17 protein-coding genes and 1 other RNA gene are annotated in these 16,963 nt (G+C 70.9%); 4 read left to right on the top strand and 14 right to left on the bottom strand.

Annotated elements, in window-relative coordinates; translation table 11 throughout:
- Position 1 precedes the first annotated feature (1 nt).
- Positions 2-691, bottom strand: coding sequence for a DUF484 family protein (locus RTA_RS04870; protein ID WP_013900269.1), 690 nt, complete (start codon positions 689-691; stop codon positions 2-4).
- The gene (gene dapF / locus RTA_RS04865) at positions 688-1,557 is read right to left on the bottom strand and encodes a diaminopimelate epimerase (RefSeq protein ID WP_013900268.1); all 870 of its coding nucleotides are present in this window, start codon (positions 1,555-1,557) and stop codon (positions 688-690) included. Before dapF ends, RTA_RS04870 begins: the two co-directional genes overlap by 4 nt.
- Before the next feature lie 73 nt (positions 1,558-1,630).
- Here dapF and RTA_RS04860 point away from each other — a divergent pair, with 73 nt between their 5' ends.
- Positions 1,631-2,173 carry a carboxymuconolactone decarboxylase family protein gene (locus RTA_RS04860; RefSeq protein WP_013900267.1) on the top strand — a complete coding sequence of 181 codons (543 nt, stop codon included), beginning with the start codon at positions 1,631-1,633 and terminating at the stop codon, positions 2,171-2,173.
- Between the two features lie 12 nt (positions 2,174-2,185).
- Here RTA_RS04860 and RTA_RS04855 read toward each other — a convergent pair whose 3' ends face one another.
- Positions 2,186-3,187, bottom strand: coding sequence for a tripartite tricarboxylate transporter substrate binding protein (locus tag RTA_RS04855; protein WP_013900266.1), 1,002 nt, complete (start codon positions 3,185-3,187; stop codon positions 2,186-2,188).
- Between the two features lie 28 nt (positions 3,188-3,215).
- Here RTA_RS04855 and RTA_RS04850 point away from each other — a divergent pair, with 28 nt between their 5' ends.
- Positions 3,216-4,850 (top strand): MBL fold metallo-hydrolase, encoded by a 1,635-nt coding sequence (locus RTA_RS04850; protein WP_041675054.1) that lies wholly within the window; start codon positions 3,216-3,218, stop codon positions 4,848-4,850.
- Positions 4,851-4,866: 16 nt separating this feature from the next.
- Here RTA_RS04850 and rnpB read toward each other — a convergent pair.
- An RNA gene (rnpB, locus tag RTA_RS19970) (RNase P RNA component class A) lies at positions 4,867-5,211 on the bottom strand.
- A 54-nt stretch (positions 5,212-5,265) separates the two neighbouring features.
- Between rnpB and RTA_RS04845 the strand changes: the two genes are divergently transcribed.
- Together RTA_RS04845 and RTA_RS04840 are read left to right on the top strand one after the other, a co-directional pair.
- Positions 5,266-6,909 carry an NAD(P)/FAD-dependent oxidoreductase gene (locus tag RTA_RS04845; protein WP_013900264.1) on the top strand — a complete coding sequence of 548 codons (1,644 nt, stop codon included), beginning with the start codon at positions 5,266-5,268 and terminating at the stop codon, positions 6,907-6,909.
- Between the two features lie 36 nt (positions 6,910-6,945).
- On the top strand, positions 6,946-7,623 hold the full coding sequence (locus tag RTA_RS04840) for a hypothetical protein (RefSeq protein WP_013900263.1): 678 nt from the start codon (positions 6,946-6,948) through the stop codon (positions 7,621-7,623).
- Positions 7,624-7,659: 36 nt separating this feature from the next.
- Here RTA_RS04840 and htpX read toward each other — a convergent pair whose 3' ends face one another.
- From htpX to RTA_RS04790, 10 genes are all read right to left on the bottom strand, one after another.
- Positions 7,660-8,526, bottom strand: a complete 867-nt coding sequence (gene htpX, locus RTA_RS04835) for a protease HtpX (RefSeq protein WP_013900262.1) — start codon at positions 8,524-8,526, stop codon at positions 7,660-7,662.
- A gap of 106 nt (positions 8,527-8,632) precedes the next feature.
- Positions 8,633-9,367 (bottom strand): DUF3025 domain-containing protein, encoded by a 735-nt coding sequence (locus RTA_RS04830; protein ID WP_013900261.1) that lies wholly within the window; start codon positions 9,365-9,367, stop codon positions 8,633-8,635.
- Positions 9,364-10,131 carry an NYN domain-containing protein gene (locus RTA_RS04825; RefSeq protein WP_013900260.1) on the bottom strand — a complete coding sequence of 256 codons (768 nt, stop codon included), beginning with the start codon at positions 10,129-10,131 and terminating at the stop codon, positions 9,364-9,366. Before RTA_RS04825 ends, RTA_RS04830 begins: the two co-directional genes overlap by 4 nt.
- Complete coding sequence (gene pyrC / locus RTA_RS04820; RefSeq protein ID WP_013900259.1) at positions 10,128-11,162, bottom strand: dihydroorotase; 1,035 nt, start codon at positions 11,160-11,162, stop codon at positions 10,128-10,130. Before pyrC ends, RTA_RS04825 begins: the two co-directional genes overlap by 4 nt.
- A 141-nt stretch (positions 11,163-11,303) precedes the next feature.
- Positions 11,304-12,041 carry an amino acid ABC transporter ATP-binding protein gene (locus RTA_RS04815; RefSeq protein ID WP_013900258.1) on the bottom strand — a complete coding sequence of 246 codons (738 nt, stop codon included), beginning with the start codon at positions 12,039-12,041 and terminating at the stop codon, positions 11,304-11,306.
- Positions 12,042-12,055: 14 nt separating this feature from the next.
- Positions 12,056-12,724: an amino acid ABC transporter permease gene (locus RTA_RS04810; protein WP_013900257.1), complete on the bottom strand. Its 669-nt coding sequence runs from the start codon at positions 12,722-12,724 to the stop codon at positions 12,056-12,058.
- Positions 12,724-13,443, bottom strand: a complete 720-nt coding sequence (locus RTA_RS04805) for an amino acid ABC transporter permease (protein WP_013900256.1) — start codon at positions 13,441-13,443, stop codon at positions 12,724-12,726. Before RTA_RS04805 ends, RTA_RS04810 begins: the two co-directional genes overlap by 1 nt.
- Positions 13,444-13,538: 95 nt before the next feature.
- On the bottom strand, positions 13,539-14,435 hold the full coding sequence (locus RTA_RS04800; protein WP_013900255.1) for an amino acid ABC transporter substrate-binding protein: 897 nt from the start codon (positions 14,433-14,435) through the stop codon (positions 13,539-13,541).
- Between the two features lie 104 nt (positions 14,436-14,539).
- Positions 14,540-15,949 carry an aspartate ammonia-lyase gene (locus RTA_RS04795; protein WP_013900254.1) on the bottom strand — a complete coding sequence of 470 codons (1,410 nt, stop codon included), beginning with the start codon at positions 15,947-15,949 and terminating at the stop codon, positions 14,540-14,542.
- Between the two features lie 84 nt (positions 15,950-16,033).
- On the bottom strand, positions 16,034-16,963 hold the full coding sequence (locus tag RTA_RS04790) for a LysR substrate-binding domain-containing protein (protein ID WP_013900253.1): 930 nt from the start codon (positions 16,961-16,963) through the stop codon (positions 16,034-16,036).

Here is a 16,963-nt window from a genome sequence, read left to right as displayed (position 1 = left end):
GCTACTCTTGCCGCAGCCGCGACAGCGCCGCGCTGGCCAGCTCGGCGATGCGCTCCAGGAAATCCGTGCCCATGCCGCTGGCGAAGCGCTGCGGGTCGGGCGAGGCCAGCACCAGCATGCCGAAGGCCGGCGCCGGCTCGGCGATGGGCCCGGCGCGCAGCGGCAGCAGCGCCACCGACATGGCCATGGCCGTGTCGTCCAGCCAGCCCACCGCCTCGAAGCCGGAGTTGACGCCGCAGTAAGGCTGGGTGAGCGACGAGGCGAAGGTGCGCGCATCCTGGCTCACGCCTTCGGCGAAGGGGTCGCCGCGGTAGCGGCTGTCCACGTCCCAGACCTTGATGGCCACCTGGGGCACCATGAACTGGCTGCGGATCTCGGCGGCGATGGTGGCCGGCAGGTCCTGCGAGGAGCGCGCCAGCAGCAGCTGGCGCGCCCAGCGCTGCAGCCGGTCGGCGATGACCATGTTCTCGTTGCCGTGGCGCACCATGTCCATGACCCGGTGCTCCAGGGCCTTGATCTTCTCGCGCAGCATCTCGGCCTGGCGCTCCTGCAGGCTGACCGCCCGATTGCCGTGCGGGCTGGTCAGCTGCACGCTGGCCAGCAGCTGGGCATGGCGCTGGAAGAAGGCGGGGTTGTTCGCCAGGTAGTTGGCGATGTCGTCTTCGGTGATGGGGTTCATGGGGCTGCTCATTCGGGTACGTCGATCTCGCCTTCGAACACGGTGGTGGCCGGGCCGGTCATCAGGACAGGCTGGCCCTCGCCCGCCCACTCGATGGTGAGCACGCCGCCGCGGGTGTGCACGTCCACCCGGCGGTCCAGCCGGCCCAGCCGGATGCCGGCCACGACGGCCGCGCAGGCGCCGGTGCCGCAGGCCAGGGTCTCGCCGGCGCCGCGCTCCCAGACGCGCAGGCGGATGGCCCCGCGCGAGAGCACCTGCATGAAGCCGGCGTTGACGCGCCGCGGGAAGCGCGCGTGGCCTTCGATCAGCGGGCCCAGGGTGGCCACGGAGGCCGTGTCCACGTCCTCCACCTCGGCCACGGCGTGCGGGTTGCCCATGGACAGCACCGCCACGCGCACCGCGGCGCGGTCGCCGGCCCCGGGCAGGGTGAGCGGCCAGGCCTGCCACGCGCCCACGGGCTCGGGCCGCAGGCCGGCGGCGTCGAAGGGCACGGCCGGCAGGTCGAACACCGGCGCGCCCATGTCCACCGTGACGCGGCCGTCCGGCAGCATGCGCAGCTCCAGCACCTGGTTGACGGTCTGCACCTTGACCGTGGCCTTGTCGGTCAGCCCGCGCTCGCGCACGAAGCGCACGAAGCAGCGCGCGCCGTTGCCGCAGTGCTCGACCTCGCCGCCGTCGGCGTTGTGGATGGCGTAGGCGAAGTCGATGCCCGGCGCCGGCGAGGGCCGCACCGACAGGATCTGGTCGGCGCCGATGCCGAAGTGCCGGTCGGCCAGCCACCGGTACTGCGCCGGGGTCAGCGCCAGCGGCGCGCGGGTCTCGTCGAGCACCACGAAATCGTTGCCCGCGCCCTGCATCTTGGTGAAGCGGATCCGCATGGGGCGCGATTATCCGGCACGGGTAAGCTCAGGCCACCGTCCGGCCGTCGCCGGACCCGGCGAAAGCAAGCCCATGCGCATCCCTGACTGGACCCCCGAAGCCCATCCCCAGCCGCAGGACCTGGTGGACGCCATCCTGGCGCGCCGCGGCGGGCAGCTGATCAACCTCGACCGGGCGCTGCTGTGGAGCGAGCCGCTGGCGCGCGGCTGGAACGTGTACCTGAAGAACGTGCGCACCGGCCTGCCCACCAGCCGCAAGCTGCGCGAGCTGGGCATCTGTACCGTCGCCCTGCTGACCGGCGCGCACTACGAGTACCAGCACCACGCGCCCGATTTCCTGGCCGCCGGCGGCACCCAGGCCGAACTGGACGCGCTGGGCGCGTTCTGCCGGGCGCCCGAGGCCCCGCCGCCGCCCGGCCTGGGCGCCGACGAGGCGCTGGTCGCGCGCTACGCCGCGCAGATGACGCAGCGCGTGCAGGTGGACGAGGCGCTGTTCGAGCAGCTGCGCCGGCGTTTTTCCACCACCGAGATCGTGGAGATCACCGCGGCCATTGCCACCTACAACATGGTGGCGCGGTTCCTGGTGGCGCTGGGGGTGACGCCCGAGGAACACTAGCTGGCGACCGGCTCAGTCGGCCTTGATGCCGTTGTCCCTGACCACCTGGGACCAGGTCCCGACCTGTCTGTCGATGAAGGTTCGCGCCGTCTCGGGCGTGCCGCCGATCACGCTGATGCCCTGGCCGGCCAGGCGGGCCGCCACGTCGGGGTTCTTCAGCGCCTTGTTCAGCTCCTCGTTCATGCGCTGCACGATCTCCGGCGGCGTCTTGGCAGGGGCCAGCAGCGCCCACCAGGCCGGCGCGTCGAAGCCGGGATAGCCGCTCTCGGCCACCGTGGGCACCTCGGGCAGCTCGGCCACCCGCTTGCTGGTGGTCACCGCCAGCGGGCGCAGGCGCTTGCTGTCGATGTGCGGCTTGGTCACGAACACCGAGCCGATGGACAGCGGCACGTGGCCGGCCACCGCGTCCTGCATCAGCGGGCCGCCGCCCTTGTAGGGCACGTGGGTCCATTCCAGGCCGCCGTTGCGGCCCAGCAGCGCCATCGCCAGGTGGCCCAGGCTGCCGGAACCGATGGAGCCGTAGGTCACGTTCTTCTTGGCCTTGGCGGCGGCCACCACGTCGGCGAAGGTCTTGTACTCCGAGCCGGCATGGGTGGCCAGCACCATGGCCGAGGTGCCCACCAGCACCAGCGGCACCAGGTCGCGCCGGGTGTCGAACGGCAGGTTGGGGATCAGGCTGGGGTTGACCGCATGCGTGTCGAACACCACGGCGAAGGTGTAGCCGTCGGGGGCGGCGGACGCGACCTGCGCCGTGCCTATGCTGCCCGAGGCGCCGCCGCGGTTCTCCACCACCACGCTCTGGCCCAGCTGCTGCGACAGCGGCTGCGCCAGGATGCGCGCCACCTGGTCGACCGAGCCGCCGGGCGGGAACACCGCCACCAGCCTGATGGGCTGGCGGCGCGGCCAGTCGCCGGCGGCGGTAGGGACGCCTTGCTGGGCGACGGCCCCGCCGGCCAGCAGCAGGGACGCGGCGGCCGCCAGCAGGCGGCGCCGGGGGTGGAAGGCCAGGGTCATCGCGGTGTCTCCATGATGTAATGACTGCATGGTACGAGCCAGCCAGCTGCTGCATCCCCAGCGAGAACCCGTAGCCACCCGCCCCGCCGCCACCGTCCTGCTGCTGCGTGACACGCCGCGCGGGGTGGAGATCCTGATGACGCGGCGCTCGCCCACCGCCAGCTTCGCGCCCGGCGCCAATGTCTTCCCGGGCGGCGGCATCGACGCCGCCGATGCCCAGGCCCACGGCATCGCCGCACGGCGCAGCACGCAGGGCGAGCTGCACCTCACCCAGGCCATCGCCGCCATCCGCGAGAGCTTCGAGGAGCTGGGCGTGCTGCTGGCGCGCCATGCCGACGGCCGGCCGGCCGATGCGTCCGACATCGCCGCGCTGGACCGGCGCCGGCCGCTGGCCGCCCAGTGCGCCGCGCGCGGCCTGCTGCTGGCCGCCGACCAGGTGTTCGTGCTGGCCCACTGGGTCACCGACCGCGACCTGCCGCGGCGCTTCGACGTGCCCTTCCTGGTCGCGCGCATGCCCGAAGGCCAGCAGCCCGTGGCCGACGAAGCCGAGCAGTTCGAGCCGGTGTGGGTGCGGCCGGCCGACGCGCTGGAGCGGCACCGGGCCGGCGGCTTCTTCATGATCTTCCCGACCATCCGCACGCTGGAGCGGCTGCAGCGGTTCGCCACCGTGCGGGAGGTGCTGGACGCCTGCGCGTCCGAGCGGCCGCTGTGGACCAGCTGCCCGCGCGCCGGCCTGCTGGCCGGCGCCGAGGCGCGCTACATGGAGCACGAGCCGCCCTACGGCGAGCTGGCCCTGGTCTGCCCCGACGGCCAGATCCTGCACCCGCTGGACTGGCAGTCCGAGCGGCCGGTGGCGCTGTTGCGGCACCTGATGCGGCTCACGGCGCCCAACGGCGGGACGATGACCGGCCCGGGCACCAACAGCTACCTGGTGGGCGACCGCGATACCGGCTACCTGGTGGTCGACCCCGGCCCCGACGACCCGGCCCACGTCGAGCGGCTGCTGCAGGCCACCGGCGGCGACGTGCGCCTGATCGTGTGCACGCACTCCCACGCCGACCACTCGCCGGCGGCGCGCCCGCTGCAGGCGCGCTGCGCCGGCCGGCCGGCCATCCTGGGCCTGTCCTCGCTGCCCACGGCGCGCCCCGGCAGCAGCTTCACGCCCGACCGGGCGCTGGCCGACGGGGAGCAGCTGGTGCTGGCCGGCGGCGGGCGCGAGCACCACCTGATGGTGATCCACACCCCCGGCCATGCCGCCAACCACCTGTGCCTGGCGCTGCTGGAGGATGGGCTGCTGTTCTCCGGCGACCACATCCTCAACGGCAGCACCACCGTGGTCGACCCGCCGGACGGCGACATGAGCGCCTACCTCGATTCGCTGGACCGCCTGGCCGTGGCCTGCACGGAGCATGGCCTGGGCTTCATCCTCCCGGCGCACGGCCACGTGCTGGGCGACGCGCCGGGCGCCATCGCCCGGCTCAAGGCGCACCGGCTGCAGCGCGAGGCCAAGGTGCTGGCCGCCATGAAGGCCCGCCCCGGCGGCGGCGCCGACGCCTGGGTGCCGCTGGCATATGACGACACGCCGCCGCGGCTGTGGCCCGTGGCCCGGCGCTCGCTGCTGGCGCACGTGCAGCGCATCGAGGCGCTGGGGCTGGCGGCCTAGCCGCCAGCCGGAAAAAGTGTGAAGTCCGCCGGTACGCCGGATTCTGTGCGCCGCGCCCCGTTGCCGGAGCGCGGCGTGACCGCCATTCCTCTGGGCCGGGGGTCGCCCCACCGGCTCGGTGCTACCTACCCGCCAGCTCCCCGGGACACAGGTCGACGCTGGCCTACTTGGTATTGCTGCGCGTAGAGATTGCCCGTTTCACCCGCCCCGGAACCTTGCGGCCCCGAGGCGACTCGTCTCTGTTGCTCTGATCCTCACCTCGCGGTGGACAGGTGTTGCCTGCTACGCTGCCCTGTGCAGTCCGGACGTTCCTCCAGTGCGGCCTTTCGGCACTTGCACCAGCGGCGGTCTGGCGGGCTTCACGCCGGTATTATCGGCGCCCTCGCCTGCTTGATAGACCCAAGCCCGAGACTCCATGATCCGCATCTCCGAACTCAAGCTCCCGCTCGCCCAGGCCGAGCAGCCCGAAGCGCCGCTGCGCACCGCCGTCCTGGCCGCCCTGCAGCTGCCCGACGCCGCCGTGGCGCGCGTCGACATCTTCAAGCGCAGCTTCGACGCGCGCAAGGCCGACCTCACGGCCGTGTACATCGTGGACGTGGCGCTGGCCGATGCGTCGCAGGAGGCCGCGGTGCTGGCCCGCCTGGCCGGCCACCCCCATGTGATGCCCGCGCCCGACATGGCCTGGCGCCCGCCGGTCCTGGCGCAGACCCCGCCCGCCGTGCGGCCGGTGGTCATCGGCTTCGGCCCCTGCGGCATCTTCGCCGCCCTGGTGCTGGCCCAGATGGGCCTGCGGCCCATCGTCCTGGAGCGCGGCAGGACGGTGCGCCAGCGCACCCAGGACACCTGGGGCCTGTGGCGCCGGCGCGAGCTGCAGCCCGAGAGCAACGTGCAGTTCGGCGAGGGCGGCGCCGGCACCTTCTCCGACGGCAAGCTGTGGAGCCAGATCCGCGACCCGCGCCACCTCGGCCGCAAGGTCATGGGCGAGTTCGTCAAGGCCGGCGCGCCCGGGGAGATCCTGGTGGCGGCCCATCCGCACATCGGCACCTTCAAGCTGGTGAAGGTGGTGGAGAACATGCGCGAGCAGATCATCGCCCTGGGCGGCGAGGTGCGCTTCCAGCAGCGCGTGACCGACTTCCACATCGAGGACGGGCCGGACGGCCGGCACCTGCGCGGCCTGACGGTGCTGGACCAGGCCACCGGCGCCACCGGCGAGCTGGCTGCCTCCCACGTGGTGCTGGCCCTGGGCCACAGCTCGCGCGACACCTTCGCGGTGCTGCACCAGCGCGGCGTGCACCTGGAGGCCAAGCCCTTCTCCATCGGCTTTCGCATCGAGCACCCGCAAGGCCTGATCGACCGCGCCCGCTGGGGCCGGCACGCCGGCCACCCGCTGCTGGGCGCGGCCGACTACAAGCTGGTGCACCACGCGAGCAACGGCCGGGCCGTCTACAGCTTCTGCATGTGCCCGGGCGGCACCGTGGTGGCCGCCACCTCCGAGCCGAACCGGGTGGTGACCAACGGCATGAGCCAGTACTCGCGCAACGAGCGCAATGCCAACGCCGGCATGGTGGTGGCGATCGATCCGCGCGACTTCCCGGGCGGCCCGCTGGCCGGCATCGCGCTGCAGCGCGAGCTGGAGTCGCGCGCCTTCGTGCTGGGCGGCGGCACCTACGAGGCGCCGGGCCAGCTGGTGGGCGACTTCATCGCCGGCCGTCCGTCCACGCAGCTGGGCGAGGTCGAGCCCTCGTACAAGCCGGGCGTGAAGCTGGGTGACCTGCACCAGGCGCTGCCGCCCTACGCCATCGAGGCGCTGCGCGAGGCGCTGCCGGCCTTCGGCCGCAAGATCCGCGGCTTCGACCGGCACGACGCGGTGCTGACCGGCGTGGAGACCCGCACCTCCTCGCCGGTGAAGATCACCCGGGGCGAGGATTTCCAGAGCCTGAACGTGCGCGGCCTGTACCCCGCCGGCGAAGGCGCCAGCTACGCCGGCGGCATCCTGTCGGCCGGCGTGGACGGCATCAAGGTGGGCGAGGCGGTGGCCCGCGGCCTGCTGGCACACTGAGCGCGCCGCCGCCGGGGCGGCCCTGAGGAGAAGACCATGCGACACAAGAACCCGATCTGGCTGCTGCCGGCCCTGGGCATGCTGGCGGCCATCGCCGCCTGGCTGGCGCTGCCGGCGCCGCGGCTGGCGCTGCTGCTCGAGGAAGGCCAGCTGCTGGAGAACCTGACCGTCTGGGCCTGGGGCGCGGCGGTGCTGGTGCTCCTGGCGCTGGCCGTGCTGCGGCCCGGCGGCCGCGCCACGGCGCTGGCGCTGGCCCTGGTGTCGCTGCTGTTCGCCGCGCGCGAGCTGGACCTGCACAAGGACCTCACCGGCACCAGCGTGCTGCGCGTGTCCTGGTACCTCAAGGGGCCGTTCACGGCGGCCCATGCCCTGTCCCTGGCGGTGCTGGCCGCGTTCGCGGCCGCCCTGCTCTACCTGGTGTGGCGGCACGGCCGGACGCTGTGGCGGCGCTGGCGGCAGGGTGAACCGGCCGCGGCGGCCACGGTGGCCTTCCTGGCGACGCTGGTGCTGTCCAAGCTGCTGGACCGCACGGCCAGCGTGCTGGCGGAGGACTTCGGCCTGCCCCTGTCCTTGTCGGCCGCGGTGCTGGTGCAGGGCTGGGAAGAGGTGCTGGAGCTGGTGCTGCCGCTGGTGGCCGCCGTCGCCGCCGCGCAGCAGCTGTGGCGTCCGCACAAGCAAACGCCCGGCGCGCGGGCCGGGCGTTCTTCGGCTTAGTCAGCCGCCGGTCTGACCGACCGGGGGGCGGGCGCCTCAGGTGCCCTGCAGCGCCGCGATGCGCTCCTCGATCGGCGGGTGGGTGGAGAACAGCTTGCCCACGCCCGAGGTGATGCCGGCGGTCTGCAGCCCCTTGGGCAGGTCGCCCGGCACCATGCCGCCCAGGCGCGCCAGGGCGTTGATCATGGGCTGCTTGCGGCCCATCAGCTGGGCGGCGCCGCGGTCGGCGCGGAACTCGCGCTGGCGCGAGAACCAGGCCACGATGATGGCCGCCAGGAAGCCCAGCAGGATGTCCAGCACGATGGTGGTCACGAAGTAGCCGATGCCGGGGCCCGAGCGCTGCTCGCCGCGGCTGAGCCAGCTGTCCACCAGGTAGCCGACCACCCGCGAGAGGAACACGACGAAGGTGTTCATCACGCCCTGGATCAGCGTCATGGTGACCATGTCGCCGTTGGCGATGTGGGCGACCTCGTGGCCGATCACGGCTTCCACCTCGTCGCGCGTCATGCCCTGCAGCAGGCCGGTGGACACCGCGACCAGCGCGCTGTTCTTGAAGGCGCCGGTGGCGAAGGCATTGGGCTCGCCCGGGAAGATGCCGACCTCGGGCATGCCGATGCCGGCCTTGTCGGCGAAGCGGCGCACGGTCTCGACGATCCAGCGCTCGTCCGGGCCCTCGCTGCCGTCGATCACCTGCACGCCGGAGCTCCACTTGGCCACGGGCTTGGAGATCAGCAGCGAGATGATGGCGCCGCCGAAGCCCATGATGAGCGCGAAGCCCAGCAGGGCGCCCAGGTTCAGGCCGTTGGCGGTGAGGTAGCGGTTGACGCCCAGCAGGCTGGCGACGATGCCCAGCACCACCACCACGGCCAGGTTGGTCGCGACGAACAGAAGAATGCGTTTCACGTTGGAAGCTCCGAGGGTGGGGATGACGGCCACCCGGCGCGAAAGATAAGGCCGAGCCGGGCGAAATCAAGCCAAGACCGACCGGCCGTACGGGCATTCCTGCGCATCAGGGACCCCGGCGCGGCCGGAAGACAAGGGAGTCGTCGTAGAAGGAAAAGTTCTCGTTGGGCGCCCACCAGCCCGGCACGCCCAGCACCGGCAGCGGCGTGAACGGCTTGGCCGCCAGCGCCTGCGCGGTGCAGCGCCCGGCCAGCCAGGCGTCGGCCTGCGCCGGCTCCGCCGCCGGGCAGGGCTCGCGCCAGACATGGGCCGTGAGGTCCTTGCGCGGCGCCGCCAGCTTTTCCAGCAGCGCGTGGCCCACCACCAGCAGCCGCGCCTGTGCCCAGCGCGGCCGCAGCTCGACGAACAGGCGCCGCCAGTCGCGCGCCAGCAGCGCGTCCCACAGCGGCGGCGGGGCCTGCAGCAGCGCGCCGTTCTCGTCCAGCACGGTGATGGCGTCGCGTACCGGCCCGCGGGCGCCGCCCACGCCGTGCGCCGCGATCTGCTGCGCCTGGAGCTGGTTCAGCCGCCGCTTGGTGCGCGGCAGGCCCAGCCAGACGATCCCGTTGAAGAAGTCGTGCAGGCCGGGGCGCACCGGGCAGCAGCCGGTCTCGTGCACGAAGCGCTCGTACGGCGTGCCCGCGGGCAGCGCCTCCTGCGGGACGAAGCGCACCGGCGCGGGCCCGGCCGCGGCGAGCGCCTCGGCCGTCGATCGCCCAGCGGCCAGGGCCGCCTCCGCCAGGCGGCCGGGGCCCGCCCAGGGCACGAACCAGGGCTGCGCCCAATCGACCCCTGCGGTCACTTGCGCCGCGCCCCCCCGGGCGGCTTGTCGCGCTTCTCGCGCACCGATACGTTGGAGGTGCCTTCGTCCGCGAAGTCGAACAGGTCGATCGCCGCCAGCAGCTTGGTCAGCGTGGAGTAGCCGTAGTTGCGCTGGTCGAACGAGGCCTGGTTGCCGATCTGCTGGCGCACGTCGTTCACGTAGGCCCAACCGTCGTCATCGGCGGCCGACTGCACCGCGTTGCGCAGCAGCGCCACCAGCTTACGGTCCTGCCGCAGCTCGGCCGGCGGCATGCGCAGGCGCGGGCCCCGGTCGGCGTCGGCCGCGTCACCCTCGTCGCTGCCGCTGGCGGCGCGCAGGTCGTCCAGGAACAGGAAGCGCGAGCAGGCGTTGACGAAGGGCTCGGGCGTCTTGCGCGCGCCGAAGCCGTAGACGGCGGCGCCCTTGGCGCGCAGGTGCATCACCAGCGGCGTGAAGTCGGAGTCGGACGACACGATGCCGAACGCATCCGGCCGGTCGGTGTAGAGCAGGTCCAGCGCGTCGATCACCATCGCCATGTCGCTCGCGTTCTTGCCCTTGCTGTAGTCGAACTGCTGCATCGGCCGGATCGCGTGCTCGTGCAGCTGCTCCTCCCAGCCCTTGAGCTCGGTCTTCTTCCAGTTGCCGTAGGCGCGCCGGATGTTGGTCTCGCCCTGGGTCGAGAGCTCGTTGAGGATCAGCCCGATCTTGGACGCCGGCGAATTATCGGCATCGATCAGGAGCGCGACGCGGGGCTTGCCGGTCATGCCGCCACCTGCCACGCCAGCGCTTCGCCGCCGCGCAGCGGCTTGAGCTCGGCCTCGCCGAAGGGGTAGCTGGCCGGCGCGGTCCAGGCCTGGCGGCGCAGGGTGAGCCGGCCGGCGTTGCGCGGCAGGCCGTAGAAGTCCGCGCCGTGGAAGCTGGCGAAGCCCTCCAGCCTGTCCAGCGCGCCGGCGGCGTCGAAAGCCTCGGCGTACAGCTCGATCGCCGCATGCGCCGTGTAGCAGCCGGCGCAGCCGGTGGCGTGCTCCTTCAGGTGCGCCGGGTGCGGCGCGCTGTCCGTGCCCAGGAAGAACCGCGGACTGCCGGAGGTGGCGGCCTGCACCAGCGCCAGGCGGTGGGTCTCGCGCTTGAGCACCGGCAGGCAGTAGTAGTGCGGCCGGATGCCGCCGGTGAAGATGGCGTTGCGGTTGTACAGCAGGTGGTGGGCGGTGATGGTGGCCGCCGTCAGCGCATCGGCCTCGCCGACGTACTGCGCGGCCTCGCGGGTGGTGATGTGCTCCATCACGATCTTCAGGCCGGGGAAGTCGCGGCGCAGCGGGATGAGCTGCTGGTCGATGAACACCGCCTCGCGGTCGAACAGGTCGACCTCGGGCGAGGTGACCTCGCCGTGCACCAGCAGCGGCAGGCCTTCGCGCTGCATGGCCTCCAGCGTGCGGTACGTCTTGCGGATGTCGGTCACGCCGGCGTCGCTGTTGGTGGTGGCGCCGGCCGGGTAGAGCTTGAGCGCCACCACGCCGGCCTCTCGCGCGCGGCGGATCTCGTCGGGCGGCAGGTTGTCGGTGAGGTACAGCGTCATCAGCGGCTGGAAGTCCAGGCCCTGCGGCACCACGGCGAGGATGCGTTCGCGGTACGCGGCCGCCTGCGCCGCGGTGGTCACCGGCGGGCGCAGGTTGGGCATGATGACGGCCCGCGCGAACTGCGCCGCCGTGTGCGGCACCACGGCCGCCATGGCCGCGCCGTCACGCACGTGCAGGTGCCAGTCGTCGGGACGGGTGAGGGTGAGCTGCTGCGTCATGGGCGCATTGTCCCAAACCCCGCAGGGGCGTCGGTCGGCCGCAGCAGCGCGCAGGACGACCACCTCATGAAAGAGGCCGGGCTTGCCCGGCCTCTTTCATCTGATCAGGAAAAACCACTGAAAAAACGCGCAGCGTTTTCTTCAGTGACTCAAGATCTTGTTGAGGAAGTCCTTGGTCCGCGCCTGCCGGTTCTCGGGGTGGCCGAAGAACTCCTCCTTGCCGCAGTCCTCCAGGATGCGGCCGCCCACGTCGATGAAGATCACCCGGTTGGCGACCTTGCGGGCGAAGCCCATCTCGTGCGTGACCACCATCATGGTCATGCCCTCGCCCGCCAGCTTGACCATCACGTCCAGCACCTCGCCCACCATCTCCGGGTCCAGCGCCGAGGTCGGCTCGTCGAACAGCATGACGATGGGGTCCATGGACAGGGCGCGGGCGATGGCCACCCGCTGCTGCTGCCCGCCCGAGAGTTGGCCGGGGAACTTGTCCTTGTGCGCCATCAGGCCCACGCGGTCCAGCATCTTCAGGCCGCGGGCCTGGGCCTCGTCCTGGCTGCGGCCCAGCACCTTGATCTGGGCGATGGTCAGGTTCTCGGTCACCGACAGGTGCGGGAACAGCTCGAAGTGCTGGAACACCATGCCCACCCGGCTGCGCAGCTTGGGCAGGTTGGTCCGGGGGTCGTTGACCGGCACGCCGTCCACCGTGATCGTGCCCTTCTGGATCGGCTCCAGGCCGTTGACGGCCTTGATCAGCGTGGACTTGCCCGAGCCGGAGGGGCCGCACACGACCACCACGTCGCCCTTGCTGATCTGCACCGAGCAGTCGGTCAGCACCTGAACCGGCCCGTACCACTTGGAAACGTTGTTGATCTCGATCATGACTTGCCTCGCGTTCAGCGGATGATGGCGATGCGCGCCTGCAGGCGCTTGACCAGGTAGGACAGGCTGTAGCAGACGACGAAATAGACCACGGCGGCCAGCAGGTAGGCCTCCTCGGGCCGGCCGTAGATCTTGCCGGCCGTGGAAAAGCCCTTGAGCAGGTCGTAGGCGCCGATGGCGTAGACCAGCGAGGTGTCCTGGAACAGGATGATGGTCTGGGTCAGCAGCACCGGCAGCATGTTGCGGAAGGCCTGGGGCAGCACCACCAGCCGCATGTTCTGCCCGTAGGTCATGCCCAGCGCCTGGCCGGCGTACACCTGCCCGCGCGGGATGGACTGGATGCCGGCGCGCATGATCTCGCTGAAGTACGCCGCCTCGAAGGCGACGAAGGTGATGATGGCCGAATACTCCGCCCCCACCGGCCGGCCGATGATCACCGGCACCAGCAGGAAGAACCACAGGATCACCATCACCAGAGGGATGGAGCGCATGCCGTTGACGTAGATGGTGGCCGGCAGCATCAGGACCTTCTTGCCCGACAGGCGCATCAGCGCCAGCACGGTGCCGAAGACGATGCCGCCCAGGGTGGCGATGATGGTCAGCTGGACGCTGAACCAGAAGCCCTTGAGCACGAAGTTGCGGATCAGTTCCCAGTTCAGGAACGTCAGGTCCAGGCCGCCCATCAGTGGCCTCCCGTGCCGCCGGCCACGATGAAGCCGGGGATCTGCACGCGCCGCTCGATGAAGGCGAACACGCGGTTGACGGCGAAGGCGGACACGGCGTACAGCGCCGTGACGGCCAGGTAGATCTCGATGCCGCGCGAGGTCTCCTCCTGCGCCTGCATGGCGAACATGGTGAGCTCGGCGATGGACACGGCGAACGCCACCGACGAGTTCTTCAGCAGGTTCATGGACTCGCTGGTCAGGGGCGGCAGGATGATGCGGAAGGCCATCGGCAGGATGACGTAGCGGTAGGTCTGGGCCGTGGTGAAGCCCATGGCCAGGCCGGCGTAGCGCTGGCCGCGCGGCAGCGCCTGGATGCCGGCGCGCACCTGCTCGGCGATGCGCGCCGAGGTGAAGAAGCCCAGCGCGAACACCACCAGCAGGAAGCCCGGCACCTGCTGGAAGAACGGGAACACCCGGGGCACGACGAAGTACCAGATGAACAGCTGGACCAGGATGGGGATGTTGCGGAACAGCTCCACCCAGGCGTTGGCGATGCGCACCACCCAGGGGCTGTTGGGCAGGGTGCGCACCGTGCCGACCAGGGCGCCGGTCAGGACCGCGATCACCCAGGAAGCGCCCGCCACGGCCAGCGTCCAGCGCCAGGCCTCGAACATCCACTGGAGGTAGGTGCGCCCGCTCCCGTCGTCGTTGAGGAATACCGTCCAGTCCCAGGTCATTGCGTCTCCCGTGCGGGATGATGTCTCTCTGCTTGTTCAAAAGAATCCCCGCCGGGCCATGCCGGGCGGGGATCCGTTGGTCGCTGCGGCGCCGCTTACTTCTTGGCGTACTCTTCCATCGGCTTGTCGTTCGGGTTGGCCCAGGCCGCCTTGGTGCTCTCGCTGACGGCGTAGCCCACCTTGGTGTTCTTCGGCGGGATGGGCTGCTGGAACCACTTGTCCCACAGCTTGGCCAGCTCGCCCGACTTGGCCAGCTCGCGGACGGTGTCGTCGCCGATCTTCTTGAGCGCGGCATCGTCCTTGCGGACCATGATGGCGATGGGCTCGACGGAGAGCACCTCGCCCACCAGCTTGAAGTCGGCCGGGTTCTTGGAAGTGGCGATGTTGCCGGCCAGGATGGCGCCGTCCATCACGAAGGCGTCGGCGCGGCCCGACTCCAGCAGCAGGAAGCTCTCGGCGTGGTCCTTGCCGTAGATCTCGTTGAACTGGATGCCCGCGCCGCGCTCGTGCTTGCGCAGGTGCTGCACGGAGGTGGTGCCGGTGGTGGTGGCCACGTTCTTGCCGGCCAGCTGGGCGATGGAGTTGATGCCCGAGTTGGCCTTGACGGCGATGCGCACCTCCTCGACGAAGGTGGTGGGCAGGAAGGCCACGTCCTTCTGGCGCGTGGCGTTGTTGGTGGTGGAGCCGCACTCGATGTCCACGGTGCCGTTCTGCACCAGCGGGATGCGGTTCTGCGAGGTCACGGGCTGGTACTTGACTTCCAGCTTGCGGCCGGCGGCCTTCTCCAGGTTGGCGATCACGCGCTGGCAGATCTCCACGTGGTAGCCGGCGTACTTGCCGTCGCCCAGGGTGTAGGACAGGGCGCCCGACGAGTCGCGCACGCCCATGGTGACGACGCCCGACGCCTTGGCCTTGGCCACGGTGTCGTTCGCCTGGGCGGAGGCGCCACCGGCGACGGCCGCGATGGCGAGGGCCAACAAATGCTTTTTCATGGAGATCTCCTGTGGTGAAGCTGGGATGGCCAAATTCTAGGGACTCGGCCTTGCGGGATTACCCTCAAGCAAACCCTAAGCAGGCTTTGTGCCTGCCGCGCGCCTCAATTCGCCAGCCGCAAGGGCTCCGTCAGCTTTTCGGGCACCAGCAGCGCCTCCATCTGCTCGCGCGTCAGGATGCCCAGCGCCTGCGCCACCTCGTCGATGGGCGCTCCCGTGGCGATGGCGGTCTTGGCGATCATGGCGGCCTTCTCGTAGCCGATGATGGGATTGAGGGCCGTGACCAGCGTCACCGACTCGCGCACGCGCCGCGCCAGCAGGTCGTGGTTGGCCTCGATGCCGGTCACGCAGTGGTCGTGCAGCGTCAGGCAGGCGTTGGACAGGTGCTTGATGCTCTTGAACAGGCTCCAGCCCATGATGGGCTCGAAGGCGTTGAGCTGCAGCTGGCCGGCCTCGGAGGCCAGGGTCACGGTCACGTCGTTGCCGATGACCTCGAAGGCCACCTGGTTCATCACCTCGGGGATCACCGGGTTGACCTTGCCCGGCATGATGGACGAGCCGGCCTGGCGCGCCGGCAGCTTGATGTCGCCGAAGCCGGCCTGCGGGCCGCTGGACAGCAGCCGCAGGTCGTTGCACGTTTTCGACAGCTTGGTGGCCACCCGCTTGAGCACGCCCGACAGCTGCACGAAGGCGCCGGTGTCCTGGGTCGCCTCCACCAGGTTCTTGGACTTGACCACCGGGATGCCGCTGATCCCCGCCAGCTCCTGGCAGGCCAGGTCGGCGTAGCCGGCCGGCGCGTTGATGCCGGTGCCGATGGCCGTGGCGCCCAGGTTGATCTCCTGGATCAGGGCGCGCGCCTCGCGCAGCCGGGCCTCGTCCTCCTCCAGCATCACCGCGTAGGTGGAGAACTCCTGCCCCAGCGTCATGGGCACGGCGTCCTGCAGCTGGGTGCGGCCGATCTTGAGCACGCCCTTGAATTCCTCGGCCTTGGCCTCGAAGCCGGCGCGCAGCCGCGCCATGGAGGCGAGCAGCCGGTCGATGCCGGTCCACAGGGACAGCCGCACGGCCGTGGGGTAGACGTCGTTGGTGCTCTGCGAGGCGTTGACGTGGTCGTTGGGGTGCAGCACGTCGTAGCGGCCCTTCTCGAAACCCAGCTTCTCCAGCGCCAGATTGGCGATCACCTCGTTGGCGTTCATGTTGGTCGAGGTGCCGGCGCCGCCCTGGATCACGTCGACCACGAACTGATCGTGGTACTCGCCCGCGACCAGCCGTTCGCAGGCGAACATGATGGCCCGGGCGCGCTTGTCGTCCAGCGCGCCCAGCTGCAGGTTGGCCCGGGCGGCGGCCTTCTTGACATGGCCGAAGGCGCGGATGAGGTCCGGCATGGCCGACACCGGCGTGCCGCTGATGGGGAAGTTCTCGATCGCCCGCGCCGTGTGGACCCCCCAGTAGGCCTGCGCCGGTATCTGTTTCTCGCCTAGGAAATCTCGTTCGACGCGGTACGGGCTGGACATGGGCGATGTGTTCTTGAGGTGGCGCGAACTGTAGATGGCGGCCCAGCAGCAAGCCAATGCCGTTTGCGGGCGCCGTTATGCAAATTATTTATGAGGCACCTGGCCCGCCAGGAAGGCCCACAGCGCCTGCGCCGTGCCCTTGGGCGCCTCGCGCCCCTGCGGCTTCTCGCGGTAGGCGCGCACGTCCATGGGCATCTCCAGGCCGAGGTCGGCCGGGGCGGCGGCGACCAGGCGCCGGGCCCGCAGCTCCTTCTTCACGGCGCTGTGCGGCAGGAAGGCCAGGCCATGCCCCTCCACCGCCATCACCTTCAGGCCTTCGGCCATGTCGGTCTCGTACACGCGGTCCAGGTGGATGGCGGTGCCCGACTGCTTGAGGATGAGCTCGGTCACGCGACCCAGGTAGGCGCCCGGCGCGTAGCCCAGGTAGGGCAGCGGCTGGCCGGGACGCCCCGGCAGCCTGAACAGCGGCTCGCCGCGCGCGTCGGGCTTGCAGTACGGGGCCAGCATCTCCTCGCCCAGGTCCACCATCTCGTAGCGGTCGGCGTCCAGCTGGAACGGCTGCGAGGCATGGTGGTAGGCGATCAGCAGGTCGCAGCCGCCCTCGACCAGGCGCATCACCGCGTCGTGCACGTTCAGCGCGATCAGCCGGCTCTTGATGGGGCCGAACTTCTCGCGCAGGCTGGACACCCAGGCCGGGAAGAAGGTGAAGGCCAGGGTGTGCGGCACCGCGAACTCGATCACGTCCTGCCCGGCCGCCGAGTGCCCGCGCAGCATGGCCCGCGTGCTCTGCAGCGCCTGCAGCATCTCCAGCGACTGGGCATACAGGGTCTGGCCGGCCGGCGTCAGCCGCGTGGGGTAGGAGCTGCGGTCCACCAGGTCGGTGCCGGCCCAGGCTTCCAGCGCCTGGATGCGGCGGGAGAAGGCGGGCTGGGTGACGTGGCGCAGCTGCGCCGAGCGGCTGAAGCTGCGCGTCTCGGCCAGGCTCACGAAGTCTTCCAGCCACTTGGTCTCCAT

The sequence above is a fragment of the Ramlibacter tataouinensis TTB310 genome, from assembly GCF_000215705.1.
Taxonomy (GTDB): domain Bacteria; phylum Pseudomonadota; class Gammaproteobacteria; order Burkholderiales; family Burkholderiaceae_C; genus Ramlibacter; species Ramlibacter tataouinensis.
The sequence above is the reverse complement of the archived record's forward strand: the minus strand, read 5'-3'. Positions and strand labels throughout refer to the sequence as shown.